This window comes from Arthrobacter sp. TRD_SC_6 (genome assembly GCF_055361185.1).
The window spans coordinates 3369967-3393401 of record NZ_CM143953.1 but is presented as its reverse complement, the minus strand read 5'-3'; the positions used below and the strand labels follow the sequence as shown (position 1 = coordinate 3393401).

The 23435-nt window shown below is 60.6% G+C and carries 35 protein-coding genes; all 35 read left to right on the top strand.

Annotation, left to right across the window (positions count from 1 at the left end; translation table 11 throughout):
• The first annotated feature begins 283 nt into the window (after positions 1-283).
• Entirely contained in the window at positions 284-658 is a 375-nt protein-coding gene (rpsL, locus tag ACWA1U_RS16125; RefSeq protein ID WP_026545668.1) for a 30S ribosomal protein S12, read from the top strand.
• Position 659: 1 nt separating this feature from the next.
• Positions 660-1130 (top strand): 30S ribosomal protein S7, encoded by a 471-nt coding sequence (gene rpsG, locus ACWA1U_RS16120; protein ID WP_056543994.1) that lies wholly within the window; start codon positions 660-662, stop codon positions 1128-1130.
• Positions 1131-1214: 84 nt separating this feature from the next.
• Positions 1215-3329 carry an elongation factor G gene (gene fusA / locus ACWA1U_RS16115; protein WP_463723155.1) on the top strand — a complete coding sequence of 705 codons (2115 nt, stop codon included), beginning with the start codon at positions 1215-1217 and terminating at the stop codon, positions 3327-3329.
• Between the two features lie 212 nt (positions 3330-3541).
• Positions 3542-4732, top strand: coding sequence for an elongation factor Tu (gene tuf, locus ACWA1U_RS16110; protein ID WP_463723154.1), 1191 nt, complete (start codon positions 3542-3544; stop codon positions 4730-4732).
• A gap of 84 nt (positions 4733-4816) precedes the next feature.
• Entirely contained in the window at positions 4817-5416 is a 600-nt protein-coding gene (locus ACWA1U_RS16105; RefSeq protein ID WP_463723153.1) for a hypothetical protein, read from the top strand.
• A 401-nt stretch (positions 5417-5817) separates the two neighbouring features.
• Positions 5818-6126, top strand: a complete 309-nt coding sequence (rpsJ, locus tag ACWA1U_RS16100; protein ID WP_003803825.1) for a 30S ribosomal protein S10 — start codon at positions 5818-5820, stop codon at positions 6124-6126.
• Positions 6127-6143: 17 nt separating this feature from the next.
• On the top strand, positions 6144-6800 hold the full coding sequence (rplC, locus tag ACWA1U_RS16095; RefSeq protein ID WP_463723152.1) for a 50S ribosomal protein L3: 657 nt from the start codon (positions 6144-6146) through the stop codon (positions 6798-6800).
• A 3-nt stretch (positions 6801-6803) separates the two neighbouring features.
• A complete protein-coding gene (gene rplD / locus ACWA1U_RS16090) occupies positions 6804-7475 on the top strand; it encodes a 50S ribosomal protein L4 (protein WP_463723151.1) in 672 nt (223 codons plus the stop codon).
• Positions 7472-7777 (top strand): 50S ribosomal protein L23, encoded by a 306-nt coding sequence (gene rplW / locus ACWA1U_RS16085; RefSeq protein ID WP_463723150.1) that lies wholly within the window; start codon positions 7472-7474, stop codon positions 7775-7777. Before rplD ends, rplW begins: the two co-directional genes overlap by 4 nt.
• Positions 7778-7808: 31 nt before the next feature.
• Positions 7809-8648: a 50S ribosomal protein L2 gene (gene rplB / locus ACWA1U_RS16080; protein ID WP_463723149.1), complete on the top strand. Its 840-nt coding sequence runs from the start codon at positions 7809-7811 to the stop codon at positions 8646-8648.
• A 12-nt stretch (positions 8649-8660) separates the two neighbouring features.
• Positions 8661-8942: a 30S ribosomal protein S19 gene (gene rpsS / locus ACWA1U_RS16075; protein ID WP_011692805.1), complete on the top strand. Its 282-nt coding sequence runs from the start codon at positions 8661-8663 to the stop codon at positions 8940-8942.
• A gap of 38 nt (positions 8943-8980) precedes the next feature.
• Positions 8981-9346, top strand: a complete 366-nt coding sequence (gene rplV / locus ACWA1U_RS16070; protein ID WP_167994177.1) for a 50S ribosomal protein L22 — start codon at positions 8981-8983, stop codon at positions 9344-9346.
• Positions 9347-10204 carry a 30S ribosomal protein S3 gene (gene rpsC / locus ACWA1U_RS16065; RefSeq protein WP_463723148.1) on the top strand — a complete coding sequence of 286 codons (858 nt, stop codon included), beginning with the start codon at positions 9347-9349 and terminating at the stop codon, positions 10202-10204.
• On the top strand, positions 10205-10621 hold the full coding sequence (gene rplP / locus ACWA1U_RS16060; RefSeq protein ID WP_049829176.1) for a 50S ribosomal protein L16: 417 nt from the start codon (positions 10205-10207) through the stop codon (positions 10619-10621).
• A gap of 2 nt (positions 10622-10623) precedes the next feature.
• Positions 10624-10971, top strand: a complete 348-nt coding sequence (gene rpmC / locus ACWA1U_RS16055; RefSeq protein ID WP_463723147.1) for a 50S ribosomal protein L29 — start codon at positions 10624-10626, stop codon at positions 10969-10971.
• Entirely contained in the window at positions 10968-11261 is a 294-nt protein-coding gene (gene rpsQ / locus ACWA1U_RS16050; RefSeq protein WP_463723146.1) for a 30S ribosomal protein S17, read from the top strand. Before rpmC ends, rpsQ begins: the two co-directional genes overlap by 4 nt.
• 392 nt (positions 11262-11653) lie before the next feature.
• Complete coding sequence (gene rplN, locus ACWA1U_RS16045; RefSeq protein ID WP_463723145.1) at positions 11654-12022, top strand: 50S ribosomal protein L14; 369 nt, start codon at positions 11654-11656, stop codon at positions 12020-12022.
• Positions 12023-12024: 2 nt separating this feature from the next.
• Positions 12025-12402, top strand: coding sequence for a 50S ribosomal protein L24 (gene rplX, locus ACWA1U_RS16040; RefSeq protein ID WP_463723144.1), 378 nt, complete (start codon positions 12025-12027; stop codon positions 12400-12402).
• Positions 12402-12977 (top strand): 50S ribosomal protein L5, encoded by a 576-nt coding sequence (gene rplE / locus ACWA1U_RS16035; protein WP_463723143.1) that lies wholly within the window; start codon positions 12402-12404, stop codon positions 12975-12977. Before rplX ends, rplE begins: the two co-directional genes overlap by 1 nt.
• A gap of 91 nt (positions 12978-13068) precedes the next feature.
• On the top strand, positions 13069-13467 hold the full coding sequence (gene rpsH / locus ACWA1U_RS16030; protein WP_158505077.1) for a 30S ribosomal protein S8: 399 nt from the start codon (positions 13069-13071) through the stop codon (positions 13465-13467).
• A gap of 18 nt (positions 13468-13485) precedes the next feature.
• Positions 13486-14022, top strand: a complete 537-nt coding sequence (gene rplF / locus ACWA1U_RS16025; protein WP_463723142.1) for a 50S ribosomal protein L6 — start codon at positions 13486-13488, stop codon at positions 14020-14022.
• Between the two features lie 2 nt (positions 14023-14024).
• The gene (gene rplR / locus ACWA1U_RS16020) at positions 14025-14408 is read left to right on the top strand and encodes a 50S ribosomal protein L18 (RefSeq protein ID WP_463723141.1); all 384 of its coding nucleotides are present in this window, start codon (positions 14025-14027) and stop codon (positions 14406-14408) included.
• Positions 14405-15136 carry a 30S ribosomal protein S5 gene (rpsE, locus tag ACWA1U_RS16015; RefSeq protein ID WP_463723140.1) on the top strand — a complete coding sequence of 244 codons (732 nt, stop codon included), beginning with the start codon at positions 14405-14407 and terminating at the stop codon, positions 15134-15136. The genes rplR and rpsE overlap by 4 nt, the downstream gene beginning before the upstream one ends.
• Positions 15136-15354 (top strand): 50S ribosomal protein L30, encoded by a 219-nt coding sequence (gene rpmD / locus ACWA1U_RS16010; RefSeq protein WP_463723139.1) that lies wholly within the window; start codon positions 15136-15138, stop codon positions 15352-15354. Before rpsE ends, rpmD begins: the two co-directional genes overlap by 1 nt.
• Positions 15354-15902, top strand: a complete 549-nt coding sequence (rplO, locus tag ACWA1U_RS16005) for a 50S ribosomal protein L15 (protein ID WP_463723138.1) — start codon at positions 15354-15356, stop codon at positions 15900-15902. Before rpmD ends, rplO begins: the two co-directional genes overlap by 1 nt.
• A gap of 248 nt (positions 15903-16150) precedes the next feature.
• Positions 16151-17464: a preprotein translocase subunit SecY gene (gene secY / locus ACWA1U_RS16000; RefSeq protein WP_463723137.1), complete on the top strand. Its 1314-nt coding sequence runs from the start codon at positions 16151-16153 to the stop codon at positions 17462-17464.
• Positions 17461-18033, top strand: a complete 573-nt coding sequence (locus ACWA1U_RS15995) for an adenylate kinase (RefSeq protein ID WP_463723136.1) — start codon at positions 17461-17463, stop codon at positions 18031-18033. Before secY ends, ACWA1U_RS15995 begins: the two co-directional genes overlap by 4 nt.
• A gap of 5 nt (positions 18034-18038) precedes the next feature.
• Positions 18039-18863: a type I methionyl aminopeptidase gene (gene map, locus ACWA1U_RS15990; protein ID WP_463723135.1), complete on the top strand. Its 825-nt coding sequence runs from the start codon at positions 18039-18041 to the stop codon at positions 18861-18863.
• Positions 18864-19092: 229 nt separating this feature from the next.
• Complete coding sequence (infA, locus tag ACWA1U_RS15985; protein ID WP_019481515.1) at positions 19093-19314, top strand: translation initiation factor IF-1; 222 nt, start codon at positions 19093-19095, stop codon at positions 19312-19314.
• Positions 19315-19401: 87 nt separating this feature from the next.
• Positions 19402-19515: a 50S ribosomal protein L36 gene (gene rpmJ / locus ACWA1U_RS15980; protein ID WP_024475611.1), complete on the top strand. Its 114-nt coding sequence runs from the start codon at positions 19402-19404 to the stop codon at positions 19513-19515.
• A gap of 162 nt (positions 19516-19677) precedes the next feature.
• The gene (gene rpsM / locus ACWA1U_RS15975; RefSeq protein WP_463723134.1) at positions 19678-20055 is read left to right on the top strand and encodes a 30S ribosomal protein S13; all 378 of its coding nucleotides are present in this window, start codon (positions 19678-19680) and stop codon (positions 20053-20055) included.
• Between the two features lie 114 nt (positions 20056-20169).
• A complete protein-coding gene (rpsK, locus tag ACWA1U_RS15970; protein WP_026545640.1) occupies positions 20170-20571 on the top strand; it encodes a 30S ribosomal protein S11 in 402 nt (133 codons plus the stop codon).
• Between the two features lie 152 nt (positions 20572-20723).
• A complete protein-coding gene (locus ACWA1U_RS15965) occupies positions 20724-21734 on the top strand; it encodes a DNA-directed RNA polymerase subunit alpha (RefSeq protein ID WP_463723133.1) in 1011 nt (336 codons plus the stop codon).
• A gap of 66 nt (positions 21735-21800) precedes the next feature.
• The gene (gene rplQ / locus ACWA1U_RS15960) at positions 21801-22442 is read left to right on the top strand and encodes a 50S ribosomal protein L17 (protein WP_463723132.1); all 642 of its coding nucleotides are present in this window, start codon (positions 21801-21803) and stop codon (positions 22440-22442) included.
• A 45-nt stretch (positions 22443-22487) separates the two neighbouring features.
• The gene (locus ACWA1U_RS15955; protein ID WP_463723131.1) at positions 22488-23417 is read left to right on the top strand and encodes a tRNA pseudouridine synthase A; all 930 of its coding nucleotides are present in this window, start codon (positions 22488-22490) and stop codon (positions 23415-23417) included.
• Positions 23418-23435: the final 18 nt, after the last annotated feature.

The window sequence follows — 23435 nt, the reverse complement described above, 5'->3', positions numbered from 1 at the left end:
TGTACCTGGGGGTGGCCCGTCGGGGCCAACCCCGGAATCTGTTAGACTGGTCGGGAATTGTTTGTGTGGCAGTGGATTGGCGTCTTCCGACGTATCTCCGTGTTGTAGGGAACTTGTACAACGAATGCCACCTTTTTGCACGCCTACGGTCGTTTTGCCTACGTTCCGAGTGGGCACGTCAAATGACCAACAAGCTCCGTTCGCTGATTCCGGCCTTGGCCGGTCGGTGCGACGCGGAGTCAGCAGAGATCTGATCTCAAGACAACATACGGAGAACTGAGAAGTGCCTACCATTAACCAGCTGGTCCGTAAGGGCCGGTCACCTAAGGTCTCCAAGACCAAGGCGCCCGCATTGAAGGGCAGTCCCATGAAGCGCGGCGTCTGCACCCGCGTTTACACCACCACCCCGAAGAAGCCGAACTCGGCTCTGCGTAAGGTCGCTCGTGTCCGCCTCAACGGTGGCATCGAAGTAACCGCGTACATCCCGGGCGTCGGACACAACCTCCAGGAGCACTCCATTGTGCTGGTGCGCGGCGGTCGTGTGAAGGACCTTCCCGGTGTCCGCTACAAGATCGTCCGTGGCGCACTGGATACCCAGGGCGTGAAGAACCGTAAGCAGGCTCGCAGCCGCTACGGCGCAAAGATGGAGAAGAAGTAATATGCCTCGTAAGGGCCCGGCCCCGAAGCGGCCGCTTGTTGTAGATCCCGTTTACGGTTCACCCCTGGTCACTCAATTGATCAACAAGGTGCTGGTAGACGGCAAGAAGTCCACCGCAGAGCGCATTGTGTACGGCGCGCTTGAAGGCGCACGCGCCAAGTCGGGCGGCGATCCCGTCGCAGCGCTCAAGAAGGCCATGGAGAACGTCAAGCCAAGCCTGGAAGTTCGCTCCCGCCGTGTTGGTGGAGCCACCTACCAGGTTCCGGTCGAGGTAAAGCCCGGCCGCTCAACTGCCCTGGCTCTCCGCTGGCTGGTCGGCTACTCGAAGGCTCGCCGCGAGAAGACCATGACCGAGCGTCTGCAGAACGAGATCCTCGATGCTTCAAACGGCCTGGGTGCCGCTGTGAAGCGCCGCGAAGACACGCACAAGATGGCCGAGTCCAATAAGGCCTTCGCTCACTACCGCTGGTAAACGCGCTGCCGGTCCATGGCGCCCCCTCAGGGCACTTCGGACCGGCGGTCCAGTAGAACTCCATCTTAGAAAAAGGGAGACACCGTGGCACAGGACGTGCTTACCGACCTCAACCAGGTCCGCAACATCGGCATCATGGCCCACATTGATGCCGGCAAGACCACTACTACCGAGCGCATCCTGTTCTACACGGGTGTTAACCACAAGATCGGCGAAACGCACGACGGCGCTTCGACGACCGACTGGATGGAACAGGAGAAAGAGCGCGGTATCACCATCACCAGCGCTGCTGTCACCTGCTTCTGGGATAAGAACCAGATCAATATCATCGATACCCCGGGTCACGTGGACTTTACCGTTGAGGTGGAGCGTTCGCTCCGTGTCCTCGACGGCGCCGTCGCGGTGTTTGACGGCAAGGAGGGCGTAGAGCCCCAGTCGGAGACCGTCTGGCGCCAGGCTGACAAGTACGAAGTTCCGCGTATCTGCTTCGTCAACAAGATGGACAAGCTCGGCGCTGACTTCTACTTCACCGTTGACACCATCATCAGCCGCCTCGGCGCCAAGCCGCTGGTTCTCCAGCTGCCAATCGGCGCTGAAAACGACTTCGTAGGCGTTGTGGATCTTCTCCACATGCGTGCGCTGGTGTGGCCTGGTGACTCCAAGGGTGACGTGACCATGGGCGCCAAGTACGAAGTCCAGGAGATCCCTGCCGACCTTCAGGAGAAGGCCGAGGAGTACCGCGCGGCGTTGGTTGAAGCTGTTGCGGAATCTTCGGATGAACTGATGAACAAGTTCCTCGAGGGAGAGATGCCCAGCATCGAGGAGTTGAAGGCCGGCATCCGCAAGTTGACCATCAACTCGGAGATCTACCCGGTTCTCTGTGGTTCCGCATTCAAGAACCGCGGTGTGCAGCCTATGCTGGACGCCGTCATTGACTACCTCCCCTCCCCGCTGGACGTTCCCGCGATGGTGGGCCATGATCCCCGCAATGAGGAGATCGAGCTGACCCGCAAGCCCAGCACGGAGGAGCCGTTCTCAGCTCTCGCGTTCAAGGTTGCGACTCACCCGTTCTTCGGCACGCTGACGTTCATCCGGGTTTACTCGGGACACGTCACGGCCGGAACCGGTGTGGTCAACTCCACCAAGGGCAAGAAGGAGCGCATCGGGAAGCTCTTCCAGATGCACGCCAACAAGGAAATTCCCGTGGAAGAGGCTTTTGCAGGCCACATCTACGCGGCTATCGGCCTGAAGGACACCACAACCGGTGACACCCTGTCCGACTCCTCGAACCAGATTGTCCTTGAGTCGATGAGCTTCCCCGAGCCGGTTATCTCGGTTGCCATCGAACCCAAAACCAAGGGTGACCAGGAGAAGCTCTCAACGGCTATCCAGAAGCTCTCAGCTGAGGACCCCACCTTCCAGGTGTCCCTCAACGTGGACACCGGACAAACCATCATTGCTGGCATGGGCGAGCTTCACCTGGATATCCTCGTGGACCGCATGCGCCGCGAGTTCAAGGTTGAAGCAAACGTCGGCAAGCCTCAGGTCGCATACCGGGAAACCATTCGCGGTACGGTCCAGAAGCACGATTACACCCACAAGAAGCAGACGGGTGGATCGGGTCAGTTCGCAAAGATCCAGATCATGATCGAGCCCATGGATACCTCCGAAGGCGAGCTCTACGCATTCGATAACAAGGTCACTGGTGGCCGAATCCCGCGTGAGTACATCCCAAGCGTCGACGCAGGCATTCAGGACGCCCTGAATGACGGCATCCTCGCCGGATATCCGGTTGTCGGCATCAAGGCAACCTTGCTTGATGGTGCTTACCACGACGTCGACTCCTCCGAAATGGCCTTCAAGATCGCCGGACGTATGGCGTTCAAGGAAGCTGCAAGGATGGCAAAGCCTGTACTGCTCGAACCACTGATGGAGGTGGAAGTCCGCACACCCGAGGAGTACATGGGTGAAGTAATCGGCGACCTGAACTCCCGCCGTGGCCAGATGCAGTCCATGGAAGATGCAAGCGGTGTCAAAGTGATCCGTTCGCTCGTACCCCTCTCGGGTATGTTCGGCTACATCGGTGACCTGCGTTCCAAGACCCAGGGCCGCGCCGTTTATTCGATGCAGTTCGACAGCTACTCCGAGGTCCCGAAGGCTGTAGCCGACGAGATCATCCAGAAGACACGCGGAGAGTAATCCAGGCACGCCGTCGCAAGGCGGAAGCCGACGCCGGTGGGCGGGCTCGTAACAGAGACTGCCCACCGCGCAGCGCCCCGGTTCACTCCCTCGAATCAGGCGCACAATCGCAATTTCACCAAAGTAAAAGCCCCCAGTAGACTTGCATGAGTTTCAGCCACGAAAAGCGTGGCTGGGGAGTAAGTCTTCTAAAAACGTTCTAGGAGGAACCCGTGGCGAAGGCAAAGTTCGAGCGGACTAAGCCGCACGTTAACATCGGCACCATTGGTCACGTTGACCATGGCAAGACCACGTTGACGGCTGCCATTTCCAAGGTACTTTACGACAAGTACCCGACTCTCAACGAGCAGCGTGATTTCGCGTCAATCGACTCGGCACCCGAGGAGAAGCAGCGCGGCATTACCATCAACATCTCGCACGTTGAGTACCAGACCGAGAAGCGCCACTACGCACACGTAGATGCTCCCGGTCACGCTGACTACATCAAGAACATGATCACCGGTGCGGCACAGATGGATGGCGCCATCCTCGTTGTAGCTGCCACTGATGGCCCCATGGCTCAGACCCGCGAGCATGTTCTGCTTGCCCGCCAGGTTGGTGTTCCCTACCTGCTGGTCGCGCTGAACAAGTCCGACATGGTTGACGATGAAGAGCTGCTCGACCTCGTCGAAATGGAAGTTCGTGAGCTGCTTAGCGCACAGGGCTTCGACGGCGACGACGCTCCCGTTGTTCGCGTTTCAGGGCTCAAGGCCCTCGAAGGCGACGCCGAGTGGGTCAAGTCCGTCGAGGAACTCATGGAAGCCGTTGACAACAACGTTCCTGACCCGGTTCGCGACAAGGACAAGCCGTTCCTCATGCCCGTCGAGGACGTCTTCACGATCACCGGTCGTGGAACCGTTGTCACCGGCCGTGCAGAGCGCGGAACCCTCGCAATCAACTCCGAGGTCGAGATCGTCGGCATCCGCCCGGTCCAGAAGACCACGGTTACCGGTATCGAGATGTTCCACAAGCAGCTCGACGAGGCTTGGGCCGGCGAGAACTGTGGTCTCCTGCTCCGCGGCATCAAGCGCGAGGACGTAGAGCGCGGCCAGGTTATCGTCAAGCCGGGTTCCATTACCCCGCACACCGATTTCGAGGCCAACGTCTACATCCTGGCCAAGGACGAGGGCGGGCGTCACAACCCGTTTTACTCGAACTACCGCCCGCAGTTCTACTTCCGCACAACTGACGTAACTGGTGTTATTACCCTTCCTGAGGGCACCGAGATGGTCATGCCTGGCGATAACACTGAGATGACCGTTGCGCTCATCCAGCCAATCGCTATGGAAGACGGCCTCGGCTTCGCTATCCGTGAGGGTGGCCGCACCGTTGGATCAGGTCGCGTTACCAAGATCATCAAGTAGTAGCTTCTCCAGTACTGCTGGTTAGAAAGCCCCGCTGCATTCACGCAGCGGGGCTTTCGTCTTTCCTACCGTAGTGTTGGCCCGATGCAGATCTACTCACGCCTTCCGCGCCAGCTCTCCTGGCAGATCCTCACCGATCTTCTGGCCTTGACTGTTGTCCTCATTGCCTGGCTCCTCTCGCGAGCGGCTTTCAACGCCCTTTCCGAGTTGGCGGTCTTCGGCCGCGGTATGGAAGACGCTGGAAGCGGATTCCGGAGCACTATGGATGATGCTGCGGAACGCATCGGGGGAGTGCCGATCATCGGCGATCAAGCGAGTGCACCCTTCCTGAGTGCAGCTGATGCCGGTGGATTCCTTATCGCGGCAGGCCAGGACCAACAGGATTCCGTTGCGCAAGCCGCCACGGTTGTGGGATTGGCCATCTTTCTGATCCCGGTTCTCCTTCTCCTGCCGCTCTGGCTGATTCCACGCGTCCGGTTTGCAGTGCAGTCCAGCCGGTCACGGCGGCTGGGCGATGAAGACGGCGGTCGCGAACTTCTCGCCCTGCGCGCGCTGGTGCAGGCGAAACCGTCCGAGTTGCGAAAAGTGGCGGAGGACCCGGTACGGGCTTGGCGCGAGGGGGATCCGGTGGCGGTCGAGGGGTTGGCGAGGTTGGCCCTGAAACGCGCTGGTGTGAGGCCCTGATAGTCGGCCTGCGGCGTGTCGCAGGCATAATGCAGGCGGGGATTCGCATTGTGACGCACAATCTGGCAGACTAGTTGAGTTGTTCAAGCGCCTTTGCGCGCGGTTTGAGATGTAGTCCCGGTCAGGATAATGCCTGGTGCAGGGTCGCACCCGCCGCGGAATCAGGCCCAAATATAACCCACCCCATTTTAGTAGCTCGGCTACGCGCGGGATTCTCCTTGTAGGAGATGCGCGACACGCCCGAGCGCGGGGGTCGGTACCTTGGCAGGGTGAGGAACCCGGAATCGTCCGGATTCAGTCTGTTGGAGGAGCGCCACGCAACGGGCGCACACGTACGCAGGTATTCAGGAACTCCGCCGGATTCGGCAGTGTTCATCATGAAGAGAGAGAGTCGAGACGCCATGGCGGGACAAAAGATCCGCATCCGGCTGAAGTCGTATGACCACGAGGTCATTGACGTTTCAGCTCGGAAGATCGTTGAGACGGTGACGCGCGCAGGCGCGACGGTAGTTGGCCCAGTGCCGCTGCCTACGGAGAAGAACGTTTACTGCGTTATCCGGTCGCCGCACAAATACAAGGACAGCCGCGAGCACTTTGAAATGCGCACGCACAAGCGTCTGATCGACATCATTGACCCCACGCCTAAGGCCGTCGACTCGCTCATGCGCCTCGACCTGCCAGCGGACGTGAACATCGAGATCAAGCTGTAAGGGAGAGGAAGATCAATATGTCTACTTCACTTACACGCCAGGTCAAGGGCTTGCTTGCAATCAAGCTCGGCATGACACAGGTCTGGGATGAGAACAACCTTCTCGTTCCGGTTACTGTCCTGCAGGCTGATTCCAACGTAATCACCCAGCTCCGCACGGCGGAGTCAGATGGCTACACGGCCGTTCAGATCGGCTTCGGCCAGATTGACCCGCGCAAGGTTACCAAGCCACTCGCTGGACACTTCGAGAAGGCAGGTGTTACGCCTCGTCGTCACGTTGTCGAGCTGCGCACCTCCGACGCCGACTCCTACTCGCTTGGCCAGGAACTCTCGGTTGAGCTGTTCGAAGCCGGCCAGGTTGTCGACGTCATCGGCACCACCAAGGGCAAGGGCTTCGCCGGTGTTATGAAGCGCCACGGCTTCCACGGTGTTGGAGCTTCGCACGGTGCTCACAAGAACCACCGTAAGCCTGGTTCCATCGGTGGAGCATCCACCCCCAGCCGCGTCTTCCGTGGAATGAAAATGGCCGGCCGTATGGGCGCCGTTCGTCAGACCACGCTGAACCTCAAGGTTCACGCTGTCGACGCCGAGAAGTCGCTGCTGCTGATCAAGGGCGCTGTTCCGGGCGCCCGCGGCCAGGTCGTACTCGTACGCACCGCCGTGAAGGGAGCATAACCAATGGTTGCGAAGACAGCTACCAAGTCTGACAAGTCCGGCGCGACGATCGTGAATGTGGATCTCCCGGCTGAAATCTTTGACGTGCAGACCAACGTGCCACTGTTGCACCAGGTCGTTGTAGCGCAGCTTGCTGCGGCCCGTCAGGGTACCCACAAGACCAAGACCCGCGCTGAAGTAAGTGGCGCTGGCCGCAAGCCCTTCAAGCAGAAGGGCACCGGCCGCGCGCGTCAGGGTTCCATCCGGGCCCCGCACATGACGGGCGGTGGGGTCGTTCACGGTCCCACCCCGCGTGACTACAGCCAGCGCACCCCCAAGAAGATGAAGGCTGCCGCTCTCCGCGGTGCCCTCTCCGACCGGGCCCGTAACGGCCGCATCCACGTCATCGAGTCCCTCGTGACCAACGAGAAGCCTTCCACTAAGGCTGCCCTCGGGCTGCTGCGCGGAATCTCCGAGCGTGCCAACCTCCTGGTTGTCATCGAGCGATCCAACGATGTTGCGGCGCTTTCAATGCGTAACCTCACTGATGTTCACACCATCTACGTGGATCAGCTCAACACCTACGACGTACTCGTCTCGGATGACGTGATCTTCACCAAGGCTGCTTACGACACGCTCGTCGGCTCGGCCGAGGCAGTTCACGCCACGACCACAACTGAGGAGGACGCCAAGTGAGTGGCTCCATCGCAAAGGATCCCCGCGACGTCGTCATTGCACCCGTCGTGTCGGAGAAGAGCTACGGCCTGATTGACGAAGGTAAATACACCTTCTTGGTCGACCCTCGCTCCAACAAGACCGAGATCAAGCTGGCCGTGGAGAAAATCTTCTCTGTCAAGGTCGACTCGATCAACACCATCAATCGTGCAGGGAAGCGCAAGCGCACCCGCTTTGGATGGGGACAGCGCAAGAACACCAAGCGCGCAATCGTCTCCCTCAAAGAAGGCACAATCGACATCTTCGGCGGTCCGCTCAACTAGGGCGGAGACCACTTTAACGAGGAACTGAAAAATGGCTATCCGTAAATACAAGCCGACAACACCGGGCCGTCGAGGCTCAAGCGTTGCCGACTTCGCAGAAATCACACGGTCGACGCCGGAGAAATCCCTTGTTCGTCCGCTCCCCAAAAAGGGCGGCCGTAACAACTCCGGAAAGATCACCACCCGTCACAAGGGTGGTGGACACAAGCGTCAGTACCGTCTTATCGACTTCCGTCGCCACGACAAGGACGGCGTGAACGCGCGCGTTGCTGAGATCGAGTATGATCCCAACCGCACTGCCCGCATCGCGCTCCTGCACTACCTGGACGGCACCAAGCGGTACATCATTGCGCCGAACAAGCTGAAGCAAGGCGATTTCGTTGAGGCCGGCCCTGCTGCTGACATCAAGCCCGGCAACAATCTTCCACTGCGCAACATCCCCGTCGGTACCGTAATCCACGCTGTGGAATTGCGTCCCGGTGGCGGCGCGAAGATGGCCCGTTCCGCTGGAGCTTCCGTGCAGCTGGTCGCCAAGGAGGGCCGCTTCGCGCAGCTCCGCCTGCCTTCCGGTGAAATCCGCAACGTTGATGTCCGCTGCCGCGCAACTGTCGGCGAGGTCGGCAATGCCGAGCAGTCGAACATCAACTGGGGCAAGGCTGGCCGTATGCGCTGGAAGGGCGTTCGCCCAACCGTCCGCGGTGTGGCCATGAACCCGGTCGATCACCCGCACGGTGGTGGTGAAGGCAAGACCTCCGGTGGACGTCACCCGGTCAACCCGAACGGTAAGGCCGAAGGCCGTACCCGCCGTAAAAACAAAGAAAGCGACTCGCTCATTGTGCGTCGCCGTCGTTCCGGCAAGAACAAGCGATAGGAGCCTGGAAACATGCCACGCAGCCTGAAGAAAGGCCCCTTCGTCGATCAGCACCTGTTCGTCAAGGTGGACCGCGAGAACGAGAAGGGCACCAAGAACGTCATCAAGACGTGGTCCCGCCGTTCCATGATCATTCCCGACATGCTCGGTCACACGATCGCAGTGCATGACGGGCGCAAGCACATTCCGGTGTTTGTCACCGAGTCGATGGTCGGGCACAAGCTCGGCGAATTCGCTCCCACGCGGACCTTCCGCGGCCATGTTAAGGACGACCGCAAGGGCAAGCGCCGCTAGGCGCCTGTTCTTACGGCTAAGACGAGAGAAGGAAAGCAATGGAAGCCAAGGCTATTGCGCGTCATCTGCGCGTTACGCCTATGAAGGCCCGGCGCGTCGTCAACCTTGTTCGTGGTAAGCAAGCGAATGAGGCTCTGGCAATACTGAAGTTTGCCCCACAGGCAGCTTCGGAGCCGGTATTCAAGGTAGTTCAGTCGGCAGTCGCCAACGCCCGCGTTCTCGCGGACCGCGACGGCGTTGCCTTCGACGAGGGCGACCTCATCATCAGCGAAGCATATGTGGATGAAGGCCCCACCATGAAGCGGTTCCAGCCGCGTGCCCAGGGCCGTGCCTTCCGCATCAACAAGCGGACCAGCCACGTCACTGTTGTTGTCGCTACCCCTGAGAAAGTGGAGGACCGCTAAGTGGGACAGAAAGTAAACCCGCATGGGTTCCGACTCGGCATCACCACTGACCACAGGTCACATTGGTTTGCTGACAGCAACAAGCCCGGCCAGCGCTACAAGGACTTTGTCCGCGAGGACATCAAGATCCGTCAGCTCATGTCCACGGGCATGGACCGCGCAGGCATCGCCAAGGTAGAGATCGAGCGCACCCGTGACCGCGTTCGTGTGGACATCCACACGGCACGTCCCGGTATTGTGATCGGTCGCCGTGGAGCCGAAGCTGACCGCATCCGCGGCGAGCTCGAGAAGCTCACCGGCAAGCAGGTGCAGCTGAACATCCTCGAGGTGAAGAACCCCGAGATGGAAGCTCAGCTGGTGGCGCAGGGCATCGCCGAGCAGCTCTCTTCCCGCGTAGCTTTCCGCCGCGCGATGAAGAAGGCCATGCAGTCGGCTCAGCGTGCCGGCGCCAAGGGCATCCGGGTGCAGTGCTCCGGCCGCCTCGGCGGCGCAGAAATGAGCCGTTCGGAGTTCTACCGCGAAGGCCGTGTGCCCCTGCACACCCTCCGCGCAAACATCGACTACGGCTTCTTCGAGGCGAAGACCACCTTCGGTCGAATTGGCGTGAAGGTCTGGATCTACAAGGGTGACATCACCGCCAAGGAACTGGCTGCCCAGGCTGCCGCAGCTCCTTCACGTGGACGCGGCGGGGATCGACCCAGCCGTGGCCCTGCCGGCGCTGACCGCGGTGGAGATCGCGGAGGCGACCGTCGTCGTCGTAGTCCCGAACGCGGCGCAGGTCAGGGCGAGGCAACTGCCGCTCCCGCCGAAGCCGCTCCGGCTGAGTCCGCTGCAGCAGCGGAAGGAGGACAGGCTTAAATGCTTATCCCACGTCGAGTGAAGTTTCGTAAGCAGCACCACCCCGGTCGTTCGGGCGCTGCTACCGGCGGCACGGAGGTCAGCTTCGGAGAATGGGGTATCCAGGCTCTGAGCCCGGCATACGTCACCAACCGTCAGATTGAATCTGCGCGTATCGCAATGACCCGTCACATCAAGCGTGGCGGCAAAGTCTGGATCAACATCTATCCGGACCGTCCGTTGACCAAGAAGCCTGCTGAAACCCGCATGGGTTCCGGTAAGGGTTCTCCAGAGTGGTGGGTCGCCAACGTCAAGCCCGGCCGGGTTCTTTTTGAACTTTCGGGTGTAAGTGAAGAGGTAGCTCGCGAGGCACTGCGCCTGGCAATCCACAAGCTGCCGTTGAAGGCACGCATCGTGCGTCGTGAGGGTGGTGAATAGTCATGGCACTTGGTTCAAAGGAACTAGCAACCGACCAGCTGGATGGTTTCGATAGGGATCGTCTGGTGGAGGAACTCGCCAAGGCTAAGGAAGAGCTGTTCAACCTGCGCTTCCAGTCAGCTACCGGACAGCTTGAGAGCCACGGTCGCCTTCGCTCCGTGAAGCGGGATATCGCCCGCATCTACACTGTGCTGCGCGAGCGTGAGTTGGGCATTCGCCCCGACGTCGTAGCGACGGTTGAAGAAGCGAAGACCGAAAAGGCCGACAAGAAATCGAAGCGGTCGAAGGCTGTCTCCAAAGAGGATGCAAAATCCGAGGAAACGCAGGCTTCTGAGGAGGATGTCAAATGAGTGAAGAGAAGATTGAGGCAACAGTGCCGGAGACCGCAGCACGTGGTTACCGCAAGACCCGCCGCGGATTCGTCATCTCCGACAAAATGGAGAAGACGATCGTCGTTGAGGTCGAGGACCGCGTGAAGCACGCCCTGTACGGCAAGGTGCTTCGTCGCAGCTCGAAGGTCAAGGCTCACGATGAGGAGAACATCGCCGGCATCGGCGACATGGTCCTCATCAGCGAGACTCGCCCGCTGTCCGCCACCAAGCGGTGGCGCCTGGTCGAGGTTATCGAAAAGGCCAAGTAGGCGCAGATCGCTATTGCGGTCGCCAACAGTCCCTCGCTCCACTGGAGCGGGGGACTGTTGCATTTCCTCCCCGTAGCCGCCACTCAGTATGGTATGGGGCTGGCTGCCAGACGTGTTAGGATATTGAGTTTGTATGGCGCCCTCTGTGCGGAGTCAAGCTTTTGTGCAGATGCTCTAGGCGCCGTCCATTGAAACCCTCGTAAACACTCGTGCTCCGGCATAGTACTTCCCTTCCGCTTGCGGTTGGGAGGCAGATGCTATGGGCACTGGCGTTTAGGCCCGTCTCTGGCAAAATCCAGGCGGGTCGAGAGACACCCCGATCAACCGTTCGGCAAGGCTCATTCCGTAGCAGTATCTCGGCCTGAGAACCAGCGCGACGCAAGGAGTAGACAGTGATTCAGCAGGAGTCGCGACTCAAGGTCGCCGACAACACTGGTGCTAAGGAAATCCTTACCATCCGTGTTCTCGGTGGATCCGGCCGTCGCTACGCAGGAATTGGCGACGTAATTGTCGCCACCGTAAAGGACGCTATCCCCGGTGGGAACGTCAAGAAGGGCGATGTGGTCAAGGCCGTCATCGTCCGTACCAAGAAGGAACGCCGCCGTGCGGACGGTTCCTACATCAAGTTCGACGAGAATGCAGCCGTTATCCTCAAGGGCGACGGCGACCCTCGCGGCACCCGCATCTTCGGGCCTGTTGGCCGTGAACTTCGCGACAAGCGTTTCATGAAGATCGTTTCTCTCGCCCCGGAGGTGCTGTAGTTATGGCGCAGACCCGTTCGAAGCTCAAGATCAAGAAGGGTGACCTGGTGCAGGTCATCACCGGTTCCAAGCAGGAGCGCGGCGGAGACCGCGGCAAGCAGGGCAAGGTCCTCAAGGTATTCCCTGAGACCAACCGCGTACTGGTCGAAGGCATCAACCGCATCACGAAGCACACCAAGGTCGGGCAGTCGCAGCGCGGCACGAAGACCGGTGGCATCGAAACTGTTGAGGCCTCCATCCACATCAGCAACGTTGCTGTGGTAGACCCAGAGACCAAGAAGCCCACCCGCATTGGCTACCGCACAGAAACAGTGGAGCGGGACGGCCGTGAACGTACGGTCCGCATCCGCGTCGCCAAGGCATCAGGGAAGGATCTCTAATGACTACTGAAGCCGTAGAAACCAAGATCACCCCGCGCCTGAAGACCCGCTACGCAGCCGAGATCAAGACGGCTCTGCAGGAGGAATTCAGCTTCAGCAACATCAACCAGGTTCCGCGACTCGTCAAGGTCGTTGTGAACATGGGTGTTGGCGATGCAGCAAAGGATTCCAAGCTCATCGACGGAGCGGTCCGCGATCTCACCCAGATCACCGGCCAGAAGCCGCAGGTCACCAAGGCCCGCAAGTCCATCGCGCAATTCAAGCTTCGTGAGGGAATGCCGATTGGCGCTCACGCGACCCTGCGCGGCGACCGCATGTGGGAATTCGTCGACCGCCTGGTCTCCCTGGCTCTGCCACGTATCCGCGACTTCCGCGGACTCAACGGCCGCCAGTTCGACGGCAACGGCAATTACACCTTTGGCCTCACGGAACAGTCGATGTTCCACGAGATCAACCAGGACAAGATTGACCGTGTCCGTGGCATGGATATCACTGTGGTGACCACAGCCAAGACCGACGCCGAGGGCCGTGCGCTGCTCAAAGCGCTCGGCTTCCCGTTCAAATCCGAAGATTAATTCAACTACGTTACAGGTCCGCTCCCGCGGGACCAGCCCTGCTGGTAGCTGCTGGAATCCGGAAACCGTTCCGAGGAAGGGCTGAAGCCCAATGACAATGACAGATCCAGTTGCAGACATGCTCACGCGTCTCCGCAACGCTAACTCGGCATACCACGACACCGTGTCCATGCCATACAGCAAGCTGAAGGCACGCGTTGCCGACATCCTGAAGGCCGAGGGCTACATTGCCGGCTGGAAGGAAGAAGAGGCTGAAGTGGGCAAGAAGCTCACCATCGACCTCAAGTTCGGTCCAGACCGTCAGCGCTCCATTGCAGGCATCCGGCGCATCTCCAAGCCGGGCCTGCGTGTATACGCAAAGTCCACCAACCTGCCGCACGTACTCGGCGGGCTGGGCATTGCAATCCTGTCCACGTCGTCCGGTCTCCTTACTGACCGTCAGGCATCCAAGAAGGGTGTAGGTGGGGAAGTCCTCGCCTACGTCTGGTAGCGGGAAAGGGAAAGAAAAATGTCACGTATTGGACGTCTCCCCATCACCGTGCCTGCCGGCGTAGAGGTCAAGGTCGACGGCAGCCTGGTTTCGGTCAAGGGTTCCATGGGCGAGCTGGACCACACTGTGCCCAGCCCGATCCAGGTTTCGCTTGACGAAAGCACCATCACCGTCAGCCGACCGAACGACGAGCGCGAAGCGCGGTCACTGCACGGCCTCACCCGCACCCTGATCTCCAACATGATCACGGGTGTCACTGAGGGCTACAAGAAGAACCTTGAAATTGTCGGCACCGGTTACCGCGTGCAGGCAAAGGGTTCGGACCTGGAGTTCGCGCTTGGTTACAGCCACCCTGTGGCTGTAAAGGCTCCGGAGGGCATCACGCTCACTGTTGAGGGCCCCACCAAGCTATCCGTCTCCGGCATCAATAAGCAGCAGGTCGGCGAGGTCGCTGCCAACATTCGCAAGCTGCGGAAGCCGGACCCCTATAAGGGCAAGGGCATCCGCTACGCAGGCGAGGTTATCCGCCGCAAGGTCGGAAAGGCTGGTAAGTAACCATGACACTGAGCATCAACAAGAAGCGCACGTCGAAGAGCAAGTCCGCCCAGCGCGGACGCCGCCACCTTCGGGTCCGCAAGCGCATTACCGGCACGGCAGTTCGTCCGCGCCTGGTTGTGAACCGTTCCGCCCGCCACGTATTCGTGCAGGTTGTGGACGACACCAAGGGAATCACCCTTGCATCGGCGTCGACCCTCGAGGCAGACCTCCGGGCGCTCGACGGCGACAAGACTGCCAAGGCGAAGCGCGTTGGTGAGCTTGTAGCAGAGCGTGCCAAGGCGGCCGGTGTTGAGGCAGTCGTATTCGACCGTGGGGGCAACAAGTACCACGGCCGGGTTGCCGCAATCGCAGACGGCGCACGTGAAGGTGGGCTGGCACTGTGACCGAGCAGAACAACGCAAAGGAAGCTCCATTGACAACCGCAAAGGCTGATGAAGCTGCTCCGGCAGCTGAGTCCACTGAAACGGCTTCGAACACCGACGACCGCCGCGGCGGTGCCCGTCGGGGTGAGCGCGGCGGGCGCGAGAGCGGCGGCCGTGGCGGGCGCGATGGCGGCCGTGGTGGTCGCGATGGTGGCCGCAACGACGACAAGGACAAGTTCATTGAGCGCGTCGTGTCGATCAACCGTGTCGCGAAGGTCGTAAAGGGTGGCCGGCGCTTCAGCTTCACCGCTCTTGTGGTTGTCGGTGACGGCAACGGCATGGTCGGTGTCGGCTACGGCAAGGCCAAGGAAGTTCCTTCGGCTATTGCAAAGGCCGTTGAGGAAGCCAAGAAGTCCTTCTTCAAAGTTCCCCGCATCGGCGGCACTGTACCTCACCTGGTTCAGGGCGAGGCTGCAGCAGGAGTAGTTCTCCTGCGTCCCGCGTCCCCCGGTACCGGTGTTATTGCCGGCGGTCCGGTACGTGCGGTGCTCGAGTGCGTCGGTATCCACGACGTCCTTTCAAAGTCGCTTGGATCGTCCAACGCCATCAACATTGTCCACGCGACCGTTGACGCGCTGAAGAGGCTCGAAGAGCCCCAGGCCGTGGCTGCACGCCGCGGACTGCCGCTGGACGAGGTTGCCTCCAAGGCGATGCTGCGCGCAATGCAGGAACAAAAGGCAGGTGCGTAATGACTGCGATCACACCGAAGCGTCTGGTTCCCAGCTCCGCAAAGCTGGAAATCACACAGATCAAGTCCGTTATCGGCGGTAAGCAGAACCAGCGCGACACCCTTCGTTCACTCGGTCTGAAGCGGATCGGACACACTGTTGTCCGCGAAGCCGACGCTGTGACCGTCGGTATGGTCAATACGGTTCCGCACCTCGTGAAGGTTGAGGAGGCCAAGTAATGGCAGAGAAGAAGACGGTGGAGGAATCCGCCGAGAAGAAGACGGCCCGCAAGTCGGCCGCGAAGGCTGCAACAACTCCGGAAGCTGTTGAGAGCACGCTCCGTGTTCACGCACTGAAGGTTCACCACCTTCGTCCCGCCCCTGGTGCCAAGACCGCAAGGACCCGTGTGGGTCGCGGTGAAGGTTCCAAGGGTAAGACTGCCGGGCGCGGTACTAAGGGCACCAAGGCTCGTTACCAGATCAAGGCCGGATTTGCAGGGGGCCAGTTGCCCCTGCACATGCGCCTGCCGAAGCTGCGCGGGTTCAAGAACCCGTTCCGCGTCGAGTACCAGGTTGTGAACCTGGAGCGCCTGAACGAGCTCTACCCGGATGGCGGCGAGGTGTCGGTAGACAGCCTGATCGCCAATGGGGCAGTCCGCAAGAACCAGCTGGTCAAGGTTCTTGGAACCGGCGAGCTCACCGTAAAGGTGGACGTGAAGGTTCACGCCGTTTCGTCCAGCGCTGCAGAGAAGATCACCGCCGCCGGCGGCACCGTCTCGGCGCTCTAGTCAACGTTGAGGCTCGTCGAGTCTGCGTCACACAGTTCGCTGAAGACGCAGGCTCGAAGGGTCCAACTGTGATCCAGCTCATGAAGCAACTAGACTCTTGGTGGGCCGTCTTCATCGGCCCACCAGGGGTTTGTTTCGTTTAACGCACTCTTGCCTCACCCAGGTTCTCGTGTGCCTGGTTCCAGCCGTTAGACTCGGTTGGTGTGCATTGCCCGCGTAGGGCTATCAAGACTTAATCAGGAGGACGCTTGCTTAGCGCTATTGGCCGGGCTTTCCGGACGCCAGACTTGCGGCGCAAGCTGTTGTTCACGCTGGGGATCATCACCATTTTCCGCCTGGGGGCCTTCATCCCCGCGCCCGGTGTTGACTACGGTAACGTGCAGCAATGCTTGCAGCTCGGCAATACAGAGGGCGGCCTCTACCAATTCGTGAACCTGTTCAGCGGCGGAGCTTTGCTGCAGGTCTCCGTCTTCGCCCTTGGGATCATGCCGTACATCACGGCTAGCATCATCACGCAGTTGCTGCGCGTTGTCATACCCCGTTTCCAGGAATTACACCAGGAAGGTGCCCAGGGACAGGCGAAGCTCACCCAGTACACCAGGTACCTGACCATTGCCCTGGGCCTGCTGAACGCAACGACACTGGTGTCGCTTGCGCGTTCGGGTGCCCTGCTCGGCAACTGTCCTGTGCCGATCATCCCGGATGACAGCCTCATCACGATCATCCTGCTGATCCTCACCCTGACGGCTGGCACCGGCTTGATCATGTGGATGGGCGAGCTCATCACTGAAAAGGGCGTCGGCAACGGCATGTCCCTGCTGATCTTCACCGCCATCGCTGCCGGTTTCCCCACCTCGCTGGGCGAAATCCTTCAGACCCAGGGCTGGAACGTCTTCCTTGGTGTGCTGGCAATCGGGCTCCTGGTCGTCATGCTGGTGATCTTCGTCGAGCAGTCACAGCGCCGCATACCGGTTCAGTACGCCAAGCGCATGGTCGGCCGCCGGACGTTGGGTGGCAGCAGCACCTACATCCCGATCAAGGTGAACATGGCTGGAGTTATCCCCGTCATCTTCGCTTCCTCGATGTTGTACCTGCCGTCGCTGATCGCCCAGTTCAATACTCCGACTGATGGCCAAACGCCTCCACCCGAGTGGGTCAACTGGATCAGCACCTACCTCGTGAACGGCGATCACCCGCTGTACATGGCGCTCTACTTCGCGATGATCGTGTTCTTCACTTACTTCTACGTGGCGATCACCTTCAACCCGGAGGAAGTCTCGGAGAACATGAAGAAGTACGGAGGGTTCATCCCCGGTATCCGTGCTGGCCGGCCTACCGCGGAGTACCTGCAGTACGTGCTCGCACGAATTACGCTGCCGGGCGCTCTTTACCTCGGGTTCGTTGCACTGATTCCGTTGATCGCGCTCGTAGCGATTAACGCGAACCAGAACTTCCCCTTCGGCGGAACTTCGATCCTCATCATGGTGGGTGTGGGTCTCGAGACAGTGAAGCAGATTGACGCACAGCTCCAGCAGCGCCACTACGAAGGACTATTGCGATGACACGGATGCTCATTATCGGACCCCCCGGGTCAGGCAAGGGGACGCAGGCTGCCCGGATCTCCGAGCGGTTGGGTGTGGTCGCCGTTTCCACCGGCGATATCTTCCGCGAGAACGTGAAGAACGAAACGCCGCTCGGTGTCGAAGCGAAGAAGTACATGGACGCGGGAGATTTCGTCCCTGACAGCGTTACCAACCGCATGGTCAGGGCGCGCCTCACCGAGGAGGATGTCCAGGAGGGTTTCCTCCTGGATGGCTACCCCCGTACGGCAGCCCAGGTCGCCGAACTGGATGACATTCTCCAGCACAACGACCTCGCATTGGACGTCGTTCTCCAACTGACGGCGGACGATGAGGAGCTTGTTGGCCGTTTGATCAAGCGGGCGGACCTTGACGGTCGCACGGATGACAACGAGGCTGTCATCCGGCATCGCCTGGAGCTCTACCACCAGCAGACCGAGGTGGTTGTGGCCCAGTATGAGTCGCGTGGGATCGTAACCCGCGTTGACGGCATCGGACCGATCGACGCCGTCACAGAGCGCGTCATGTCGGCGCTGAAGGTGTCCCAGTAACTGCCATGTTTCGTCAGCAGCGGGTTGAGTATAAATCCGTGGATCAGATCCGCGTCATGCGCGAGGCGGGTCTGGTCCTTGTGGAAGCGCTCGATGCGGCAGTGGCAGCGGCCAAGGTTGGGACGTCCACCCGCGAGTTGGACGCTGTGTTTGCTGCTGTCCTCAAAGATGCCGGGGCAACCTCGAACTTCCTCGGTTACCATGGCTTCCCGGCGAGCATCTGCACGTCCGTCAACCACGAGGTAGTCCACGGAATCCCCGGCGATTACACCCTGCAGGACGGCGACATCATCTCGATTGACGGCGGAGCGATCGTCCGGGGATGGCACTCGGACTCCGCGCGTACCGTGATAGTAGGCAATGCGCGCCCCGAAGACGTCCGGTTATCGAAGGTCACCGAAGATGCCATGTGGCGCGGGATCGCTGCATTGGCTACCGGCAAATATGTCGGTGATATTGGCTGCGCCATCGACGACTACGTCTCCGGCGTCAGCGGGCCATCCCTGGGCATTCTCCAGGATTACGTAGGCCATGGGATTGGTACCGAGATGCATCAGTCGCCTGATGTCCTGAATTATCGAACCAGCCACCGCGGACCAAAGGTCAAGCCCGGCCTCTGCCTCGCGATCGAGCCGATGCTCGTACAGGGCAAGTTGGAGACAGCTGTCCTGGATGATGAGTGGACCGTCGTGACCGTCGATGGGAAGCGCGCCTGCCAGTGGGAACACACAGTTGCGGTGCACGACGGCGGCATTTGGGTCCTGAGCGCGAAAGACGGGGGAGCTGCCCGCCTGGGCGAGCTCGGCGTCGTCGTCGCGCCCCTCTCATAGCGGCCCCCACACTACGGGTGCGATTTAACTTTCAGCACACCGTAGCGTAGAGTTGTCTGTTGGTTGTCTCTACTTCTGCGCCCTTTTGCGCGCCTTTCCTTCGAGTGGACTGTAACGGATGTTCAGTCGTGTTCGGGAGTGGGCGGCGGTGCTCGGGCACTGAGTCCGGCAACCGAAACCCCAAAAGCGTCCGCCGCGTAAGTGGCGGGCACCGAAGTTAGCGGAGGATATGGCCAAGAAAGACGGTGTCATTGAGATTGAAGGCACTGTGAACGAGGCTCTGCCCAACGCGATGTTCCGCGTTGAGTTGGCCAACGGACACATTGTTCTCGCCCACATCTCAGGAAAGATGCGTCAGCACTACATTCGAATCCTCCCTGAGGACCGGGTGGTAGTGGAGCTTAGCCCTTATGACCTCACCAGGGGTCGCATCGTCTACCGCTACAAGTAGACGGTTCAGACGTTTTAGTTCCAGGCCCACACACCTGACAGGTGAGTGAGCAACACAGCACAACCTGCAAGAACGCAAAGGAAAACCATGAAGGTACAGCCCAGCGTGAAGCGGATTTGCGACAAGTGCCAGGTGGTTCGCCGCAAGGGCAACGTACTCGTGATCTGCGAAAACCCGCGCCACAAGCAGCGCCAGGGCTGAATCCTCGTTTGAGGGTCACCCACGCGTAGCACAAATAGATAAAAAGCAGAGCAGGGCAAGCTCGAAGGAGCGAGCCCACACCCCCGGCACGGAGGCCGGGGACCGGAAACATTCGGGTCGCACTGTTTCAGACCTCCGGTCATCAAAAGGAGAACCGCCACTATGGCACGTCTCGCTGGCGTAGACATTCCCCGCGAAAAGCGGGTTGTCATTGCGCTTACCTACATCTACGGCGTGGGCAAGACCCGTGCAGATCAGACGCTCGTTGAAACCGGGATCAGCCCGGACACCCGCGTCAAGGATCTGAGCGACGCTGAGCTTGTTCAGCTTCGTGACTACATCGAAGGCAACTACAAGGTTGAGGGTGACCTCCGCCGTGAGGTAGCCGCCGACATCCGCCGCAAGGTCGAAATCGGCAGCTACGAAGGCATCCGGCACCGCCGCGGCCTTCCTGTGCGTGGACAGCGCACCAAGACCAACGCGCGTACCCGCAAGGGCCCCAAGCGCACCGTCGCTGGCAAGAAGAAGGTCGGCCGCTAGGTCCCCACTGGCTCCCTAACTTAGCTCGCTTCGCTCGCTAAGCCAGGGGACCCTCGCCAGCGGAGGCCCCTGCTCTCGGCTGGACTATCACCCAAACACTTTGTAGGAGAAGCAATGCCCCCCAAGACTCGTGGAGCGGTCCGTAAACCGCGTCGCAAGGATAAGAAGAATATCGCCTTCGGACAGGCGCATATCAAGAGCACGTTCAACAACACCATCGTGTCAATCACGGACCCCAGCGGAGCAGTCATTTCCTGGGCATCCGCCGGTGAAGTTGGCTTCAAGGGCTCACGCAAGTCCACCCCGTACGCTGCGCAGACCGCCGCCGAGGCAGCTGCCAAGCGTGCACAGGAGCACGGCGTCCGTAAGGTCGACGTCTTCGTGAAGGGCCCGGGATCCGGCCGCGAGACCGCGATCCGTTCGCTTCAGGCTGCAGGCCTTGAAGTCGGTTCCATCCAGGACGTTACCCCGAGCGCACACAACGGCTGCCGCCCGCCCAAGCGCCGCCGCGTCTAATAGGTTCCGCGGCTCCAGGTGGAAGGCGTCTCGAAAGAGACGTCGCCAGCCTGGAGCCAAAAGCCGTTAGCTACTGAGCGCAGCTCGCTAGCTGTCCCTTTCCACCATTTGTGTTGCGTCATATAGCGGATGCTCCCTGAAAGGAAATGTAAGTGCTCATTGCACAGCGCCCCACCCTGACTGAAGAAGTAGTCGCTGACAACCGTTCGCGGTTCGTCATCGAACCGCTGGAGCCCGGTTTCGGCTACACCCTCGGCAACTCGCTTCGCCGTACCTTGCTGTCCTCCATCCCCGGTGCTGCGGTAACCAGCATCCGGATCGACGGTGTTCTGCACGAATTCACCACTGTTCCGGGTGTCAAGGAAGATGTCACCGAGATCATCCTGAACATCAAGAACCTCGCTGTCTCCTCCGAGCACGACGAGCCCGTTGTCGCCTACCTGCGCAAGCAGGGACCTGGCGTTGTCACTGCCGCTGACATTGCGCCTCCGGCTGGCGTGGAGTTCCACAATCCGGACCTGCACATTGCCACGCTGAACTCGAAGGGGAAGTTCGAACTCGAACTGACCATCGAGCGTGGCCGCGGGTACGTATCGGCGTCGCAGAACAAGTCCGGCGACTCGGAGATCGGCCGCATCCCGGTCGACTCCATCTACTCACCGGTTCTCAAGGTCACCTTCCGCGTGGAAGCGACCCGTGTTGAGCAGCGCACCGACTTTGACCGCCTGATTGTCGACGTCGAGACGAAGGACGCAATCGCTCCTCGTGACGCCGTTGCATCAGCGGGCACCACCCTGGTTGAGCTGTTTGGTCTCGCCCGCGAGCTGAACACCGCAGCTGAGGGCATCGAGATCGGTCCTTCGCCAAGTGATGCAGCGCTTGCTGCGGACATGGCACTGCCCATCGAGGACCTCGAACTCACCGTCCGTTCGTACAACTGCCTCAAGCGCGAGGGCATCCACACTGTGGGTGAACTTGTTGCACGCTCCGAGGCAGACCTGATGGACATCCGCAACTTTGGTGCGAAGTCCATCGATGAGGTCAAGGCAAAGCTCGTTGAGCTGGGCTTGTCCCTGAAGGATTCCCCTCCAGGGTTTGACCTTGCTGCCCGTGCGGCCGCAATTGAAGAGGACGACGCCGACTACGGCGACGATCAGCTCTAAACGTCAGTAACACCTGGTGCCGCACAGGACGCGGCCTCGGGCACATTCATGAGGAGATAAAACATCATGCCCACACCCACAAAGGGCCCACGCCTCGGTGGCGGTCCGGCGCACGAGCGCCTGATGCTCGCCAACCTGGCCGCCTCGCTGTTCGAGCACAAGCGCATCACCACCACGGTGACCAAAGCAAAGCGGCTCCGCCCGTACGCAGAGCGCCTGATCACCTTCGCAAAAAAGGGTGACTTGGCCTCACGCCGTCGTGTGCTGGCTGTCATCAGCAACAAGGGCGTTGTCCACGAGCTGTTCACGGACATCGCCCCAGCCGTAGCTACCCGCAACGGTGGCTACACCCGCATCACCAAGATCGGCAACCGTAAGGGCGACAACGCTCCCATGGCCGTCATTGAACTGGTGCTGGAAACAGTTTCACCCAAGCAGGCTGTAGTTGGTGAGGCTGAGCGTGCCGCTGGGAACGCAGCTGCCCGTGACTCCGCTGCCGCTGCTCCCGTAGCGTCCGCTGAATCCGCTGACTCTCCGGAGTCGGCTGACTCGGTCGATTCACCTGAGTCGGCGGAGTCCGCGCCCTCAGCCGCTTCGGCTGAAGAGGTCGCCGCTGAGGACACCACCGTGAGCGCTGCGTCCGGTGAGTCCGAAGAGGTTGTCGTCGTAGAAGAGGGATCCGTCCCGGAGGAAGACGAGAAGAAGTAGTCGCCAGGACTTCCTTCACGTCGCCTCAGTCTTCTTGAGAAACGCATGAACGTAGAGATGCCCGCCATCCCACCCGTGGATGGCGGGCATCTGCGTATCCGGATCGATTTGGCATACGACGGCGGTCCCTTCTCAGGATGGGCGGTCCAGCCGGGATTGCCCACGGTTCAAGCCTCGGTGCTGGACGGACTCGCGCTGCTGTTCCGTCGGCCGGTTCGTGTGACTGTCGCAGGCCGAACCGACGCCGGTGTTCACGCCCGTGGCCAGGTTGTCCACATCGACATCACTCCGGATGAGTGGTTCGCGCTGAGCCGCGGACGTGACATTCCTCCGGAGTTGGCCCTGACCCGCCGGTTGCAAGCAACCATCAACCGATACCTTCCGCCCGGCGCGGGTGCCCGGACGGTCTTCGCGGGTACCCCAGCGTCCGCCGTCGTCGTGAAAGACGTATGTTTGGCGCCCGCCGGTTTTGACGCCCGTTTCTCGGCTCTGTGGCGGCGCTACTCCTACCGGATCGCCGACCGTCCCGCACTGCAGGATCCGCTGAGCCGGTCGATGGTCCTGTGGCACGCGGAACCACTCGATGAGCAGGCGCTGAATGAGGGGGCGAAGCCACTGCTCGGCCTGCAGGACTTCCGCGCTTTCTGCAAGCCCCGGGCTGGTGCGACCACGATCCGCGAGCTGCAGCGGTTCGAATTCGAGCGCGACAGCAACGGCATCTTGTGCGCAACCGTCCAGGCAGATGCGTTCTGCCACAACATGGTGCGGGCGCTGATCGGCTCCGCTCTACGCGTGGGCAGCGGGGAGGAAGTCCCCGGGTGGCTCGGGGAGCGGCTTCGATCGCGCAAGAAGGATGCTCGCTCGGTTCTGGCGCCGCCCTACCCGCTCGTCCTAGAGGAAGTCCGCTACCCCGACGACGACGCCGCTGTAGCTGAACGGGCGGAGCTCACCCGCGCGCGGCGGGGCGACAGCTGAACCGAGCCCGCGAATACC

Excerpts from the sequence above, each read along its gene's own strand:
- rpsG (WP_056543994.1), top strand. The coding sequence starts at position 660 with ATGCCTCGTAAGGGCCCGGCCCCGAAGCGGCCGCTTGTTGTAGATCCC.
- ACWA1U_RS16105 (WP_463723153.1), top strand. The coding sequence starts at position 4,817 with ATGCAGATCTACTCACGCCTTCCGCGCCAGCTCTCCTGGCAGATCCTC.
- rpsJ (WP_003803825.1), top strand. The coding sequence starts at position 5,818 with ATGGCGGGACAAAAGATCCGCATCCGGCTGAAGTCGTATGACCACGAG.
- rplC (WP_463723152.1), top strand. The coding sequence starts at position 6,144 with ATGTCTACTTCACTTACACGCCAGGTCAAGGGCTTGCTTGCAATCAAG.
- rplD (WP_463723151.1), top strand. The coding sequence starts at position 6,804 with ATGGTTGCGAAGACAGCTACCAAGTCTGACAAGTCCGGCGCGACGATC.
- rplB (WP_463723149.1), top strand. The coding sequence starts at position 7,809 with ATGGCTATCCGTAAATACAAGCCGACAACACCGGGCCGTCGAGGCTCA.
- rpsS (WP_011692805.1), top strand. The coding sequence starts at position 8,661 with ATGCCACGCAGCCTGAAGAAAGGCCCCTTCGTCGATCAGCACCTGTTC.
- rplV (WP_167994177.1), top strand. The coding sequence starts at position 8,981 with ATGGAAGCCAAGGCTATTGCGCGTCATCTGCGCGTTACGCCTATGAAG.
- rplP (WP_049829176.1), top strand. The coding sequence starts at position 10,205 with ATGCTTATCCCACGTCGAGTGAAGTTTCGTAAGCAGCACCACCCCGGT.
- rpmC (WP_463723147.1), top strand. The coding sequence starts at position 10,624 with ATGGCACTTGGTTCAAAGGAACTAGCAACCGACCAGCTGGATGGTTTC.
- rpsQ (WP_463723146.1), top strand. The coding sequence starts at position 10,968 with ATGAGTGAAGAGAAGATTGAGGCAACAGTGCCGGAGACCGCAGCACGT.
- rplX (WP_463723144.1), top strand. The coding sequence starts at position 12,025 with ATGGCGCAGACCCGTTCGAAGCTCAAGATCAAGAAGGGTGACCTGGTG.
- rplE (WP_463723143.1), top strand. The coding sequence starts at position 12,402 with ATGACTACTGAAGCCGTAGAAACCAAGATCACCCCGCGCCTGAAGACC.
- rpsH (WP_158505077.1), top strand. The coding sequence starts at position 13,069 with ATGACAATGACAGATCCAGTTGCAGACATGCTCACGCGTCTCCGCAAC.
- rplF (WP_463723142.1), top strand. The coding sequence starts at position 13,486 with ATGTCACGTATTGGACGTCTCCCCATCACCGTGCCTGCCGGCGTAGAG.
- rplR (WP_463723141.1), top strand. The coding sequence starts at position 14,025 with ATGACACTGAGCATCAACAAGAAGCGCACGTCGAAGAGCAAGTCCGCC.
- rpmD (WP_463723139.1), top strand. The coding sequence starts at position 15,136 with ATGACTGCGATCACACCGAAGCGTCTGGTTCCCAGCTCCGCAAAGCTG.
- rplO (WP_463723138.1), top strand. The coding sequence starts at position 15,354 with ATGGCAGAGAAGAAGACGGTGGAGGAATCCGCCGAGAAGAAGACGGCC.
- ACWA1U_RS15995 (WP_463723136.1), top strand. The coding sequence starts at position 17,461 with ATGACACGGATGCTCATTATCGGACCCCCCGGGTCAGGCAAGGGGACG.
- map (WP_463723135.1), top strand. The coding sequence starts at position 18,039 with ATGTTTCGTCAGCAGCGGGTTGAGTATAAATCCGTGGATCAGATCCGC.
- infA (WP_019481515.1), top strand. The coding sequence starts at position 19,093 with ATGGCCAAGAAAGACGGTGTCATTGAGATTGAAGGCACTGTGAACGAG.
- rpmJ (WP_024475611.1), top strand. The coding sequence starts at position 19,402 with ATGAAGGTACAGCCCAGCGTGAAGCGGATTTGCGACAAGTGCCAGGTG.
- rpsM (WP_463723134.1), top strand. The coding sequence starts at position 19,678 with ATGGCACGTCTCGCTGGCGTAGACATTCCCCGCGAAAAGCGGGTTGTC.
- rpsK (WP_026545640.1), top strand. The coding sequence starts at position 20,170 with ATGCCCCCCAAGACTCGTGGAGCGGTCCGTAAACCGCGTCGCAAGGAT.
- rplQ (WP_463723132.1), top strand. The coding sequence starts at position 21,801 with ATGCCCACACCCACAAAGGGCCCACGCCTCGGTGGCGGTCCGGCGCAC.
- ACWA1U_RS15955 (WP_463723131.1), top strand. The coding sequence starts at position 22,488 with ATGAACGTAGAGATGCCCGCCATCCCACCCGTGGATGGCGGGCATCTG.